5 protein-coding genes are annotated in these 2985 nt (G+C 45.6%); 1 reads left to right on the top strand and 4 read right to left on the bottom strand.

Annotated features, from left to right (window positions below; all coding sequences use genetic code 11):
• Positions 1–255 precede the first annotated feature (255 nt).
• Together VE954_RS31180 and VE954_RS31175 are read right to left on the bottom strand one after the other, a co-directional pair.
• Positions 256–798, bottom strand: a complete 543-nt coding sequence (locus VE954_RS31180) for a hypothetical protein (RefSeq protein ID WP_324960359.1) — start codon at positions 796–798, stop codon at positions 256–258.
• Between the two features lie 544 nt (positions 799–1342).
• Positions 1343–1594: a hypothetical protein gene (locus VE954_RS31175; RefSeq protein ID WP_324960357.1), complete on the bottom strand. Its 252-nt coding sequence runs from the start codon at positions 1592–1594 to the stop codon at positions 1343–1345.
• Positions 1595–1982: 388 nt separating this feature from the next.
• Between VE954_RS31175 and VE954_RS44505 the strand changes: the two genes are divergently transcribed.
• Complete coding sequence (locus tag VE954_RS44505) at positions 1983–2441, top strand: response regulator (protein ID WP_414699045.1); 459 nt, start codon at positions 1983–1985, stop codon at positions 2439–2441.
• On the opposite strand, the gene VE954_RS31170 is transcribed toward VE954_RS44505, so the two are convergent.
• Positions 2401–2769, bottom strand: a complete 369-nt coding sequence (locus tag VE954_RS31170; protein WP_324960355.1) for a hypothetical protein — start codon at positions 2767–2769, stop codon at positions 2401–2403. The two genes, VE954_RS44505 and VE954_RS31170, sit on opposite strands and share 41 nt — an antisense overlap.
• Before the next feature lie 26 nt (positions 2770–2795).
• On the bottom strand, positions 2796–2985 hold a 190-nt coding region (locus tag VE954_RS31165; RefSeq protein WP_324960353.1), incomplete at its 5' end, for a hypothetical protein.

Here is a 2985-nt window from a genome sequence, read left to right as displayed (position 1 = left end):
AGCGTGGTCCTAAACTTCTGATTCCACAGGAGCAGGTCGGGATCAACATCCCGGTCACACGGCAATCCATGTATGTGCTTGGATAGAAAAGTACACTAAACTCTTTTTATGACTGTCTCAAAATAGCTGATTTATTCCGTTTCGAACAGTTCTACGCCCTCGCAGGATAACTGCGTCCGGGGATTGATCCCTTCAAAATCTCGCTTCACCCTCGGAAATGTTTGCGACAGAGCCTAAATGAGGCCCCGCTGCACGTCAAAGACTGTAAGCAAAACCCAAAGATGTTCCGAGATTCTCAAGTTTATAGTTTGAGACTTTTACCCCATTTATTTTAAAGTCTTCAGAAGAAATCGACTTTTCAAAAAGAATACTAAAATCCATATTCAGGCGATCGATTCCAGTTTTTGGTCTGAAGGAGGTCCCCAGGAGTCCTGTAGTGACATTATGATTCACACCAGTATCTCGAATATCGTAATAACCAGCGCCAGCAAAAACCCAAACACCAAGATCAAGCACCTTATAATTTGGAACAAATTTGAACGAACGGGTGGAGAAATTTTTCGTGCCGTTTGATACACCTGCACCCACTTCAGCGCCAAGTCCAAAGGTCTCTGAAGCAGAAGGAATAAACACTCCAAGGTATGCTGTTTGAAGCTTATTTTTAATGGTTCGCTCTTCTCCGTCAATCGAGAATTTGCTGGATAAATCAGATCTTCCAACGCCAATCGTTATCGCTGGACTGTTAGCATAGGCATTGGAAGCCGCAAGAGCAAAAAAAATAACTGGTGTAAATCTCATTGTGATTTCTCCTTTGTTAGGTTTGAGAATTAATGAAGTACGCAGCGTGCAAATTGGAAGGGGCAGATCGAAAAGGTTAAAGTAAATCAGTTGAAGCCAATTCCTCATGCGGCGTCTTTGTTAAAACACATCGCTAGTATTCTTTAACCCTTAAGGATCTTGCTGAACAGGTCGCAGAAGTCAGGGCCATGAACAATACAAAAAAGTTTTTTCATTACGTTGAACTCCTATTGCAGACGTTCTCAAATCGTTGGGAGGAAAGGGCTATATGGCAAGTTGTGTAGCAAGTTTAGCTGGATTTAACAAGTCATGAGGAACTGGCTAATTGATTGAACGTTCTCCGCCGACGTCTTGGGAGCGTCGGTAAATTGGTGTCTCGTAATCTGAAACTGTGATAAAACGGCCAGAGAAAGAAACACCTTATGAGATCTCAAATATCTGCAATTAAAGTGGAAATCAAACTTCATGAAATCCCCAAAGCCATGATAGCGATAGGTGTGGAGATTGCTCATACGAGCTGTAACAAAGATGGATGCCCGATCGATCAAATAATATCGTGACCGGAAAGTCTTCCTGTTGGAGCTGTATTGCAGCCGCAAGTCCGACGCCCGGCCGACTGGAATGGATGGCCGCATTGAAGACAGTTACGAATTTTGACTTGAATCCCGCTCAGTCCCATCTGTCTGCGAAGCTTGTTTTGCAGCTCGATTTCCCGAATAACGGCAGCAGGAAGGACTTTAATAAGTGAAGTGGAAGCGGCATCCAAGGATCCCTGTTGCGACGTTGATTCTTCCATGGAAGTTTCTCCGAAGTGATGACTGATTCACATTGACCGTGAGATAAACATTCACGGCCAGTTAGGGCATTTAATCAGGGTTCAACAGCCTCAACTTAATCACCATAGCGCCTCAAAAGCATTAACATGTCCACCCGGTACCTGCCGAAAACCACCGGGATTCTGGTTTCCATTTTGGCATTCCCAAGTATAATTAAATCAGAATATTATGTTTTAATCTTCTCATCCACTAACTAACCTCGGCTCTGGGTGGGAATTCTTTCGAAATGAGCTTCCAGGCGAGGTTTCACCTGCCAGGGCCCTGGCGACGGCTGGGATAAGGTATTCAAAAGACCTTGGTCGTTGTGTTTTGAGGCGCTTGCGCACTGTGTGTAAGGCTGGTTCCTAAGTGATTGGTGAATTCATAATCCTTGCCCAAAGCATTTTTTGGCGGGAACATTTCAATCGGCAGTTGTACCGAAGGGGTTGCCAGGTGAACTTTCTTTTTGTCGACGACGAACCCGAGATCCTTGAGTGGTACGTGGACCTTTTTCGATTTATGGCTCCTGAAGCAAAACTAACTATGGCAGCGGACGGCAGGGCGGCTTTGGAGAGCTGCAGGTCCACACATTTTTCGTTGATCGTGACCGACTGCAACATGCCCAATATGGATGGAATGGAGTTCATAAGGCATTTAAGGTCCGAGGACAACTTGAGCAGGGCTGCACCCGTTATCATAGCTTCAGGGCGTGATCTCCCGATGGACTTTATCGCAAAATATGACAATGTTCACGAAATTCAGAAGCCGATCCACGGACAAATTTTGCTTAAATTGTCTTCAAAGCTGACAAAAATTCCCATTTTTTAGCGCCATGCGTGACCAGGGAATCGTGCCTTCCCGATCCGGTTTTTCTCTCAACCCGCGCAAACACAAAGCGTTGGTCTGCGATGCATCCGATAGTGGCACTTCTTTGGCCATTCACTCTTACGAGATTCAGCTGAAAGCCGTCTTCTATCATTATGGACTTGCCAATATGGGTAAAATCAAGCCATACGGTCGAACCTGTTTTTTCATTGAAAACCGAAATTGAAGCCATGGCTCCTCTGGAACCAAATCGGATCGAGCGGAGGGTAATCTGGTAGAGGCCTTCAACCACAATCGCTTCGCCAATATATCGCTGCAGAGTCAGAGTCATCCAATTCCCTCATTTCTTTTTTGGATTCAATCCAGGCGGGAATCCTTGTGATTTCCGCGAATCCCGCTCGTCCTCGCTTTCAGCTTTTCCCGCCACCGTTCGAAATCGGCCAGATATATGGAGCGGTCGGGGTCAGGCACTCCGAGGGATCCCGCTTTCATTTTCGGCCATACCACTTCGAAGAACATTTCGTTAAATTTTCGGATATGCCCTCGG

This window comes from Oligoflexus sp. (assembly GCF_035638955.1).
Taxonomy (GTDB): Bacteria; Bdellovibrionota_B; Oligoflexia; order Oligoflexales; family Oligoflexaceae; genus Oligoflexus.
This window is presented reverse-complemented; position numbering and strand designations above follow the sequence as displayed.

Bases quoted from the DNA above. Each gene is read 5' to 3' on its own strand.
- VE954_RS31170 (WP_324960355.1), bottom strand. From the start codon at position 2,769: ATGACTCTGACTCTGCAGCGATATATTGGCGAAGCGATTGTGGTTGAA.
- VE954_RS31180 (WP_324960359.1), bottom strand. From the start codon at position 798: ATGAGATTTACACCAGTTATTTTTTTTGCTCTTGCGGCTTCCAATGCC.
- VE954_RS31175 (WP_324960357.1), bottom strand. From the start codon at position 1,594: ATGGAAGAATCAACGTCGCAACAGGGATCCTTGGATGCCGCTTCCACT.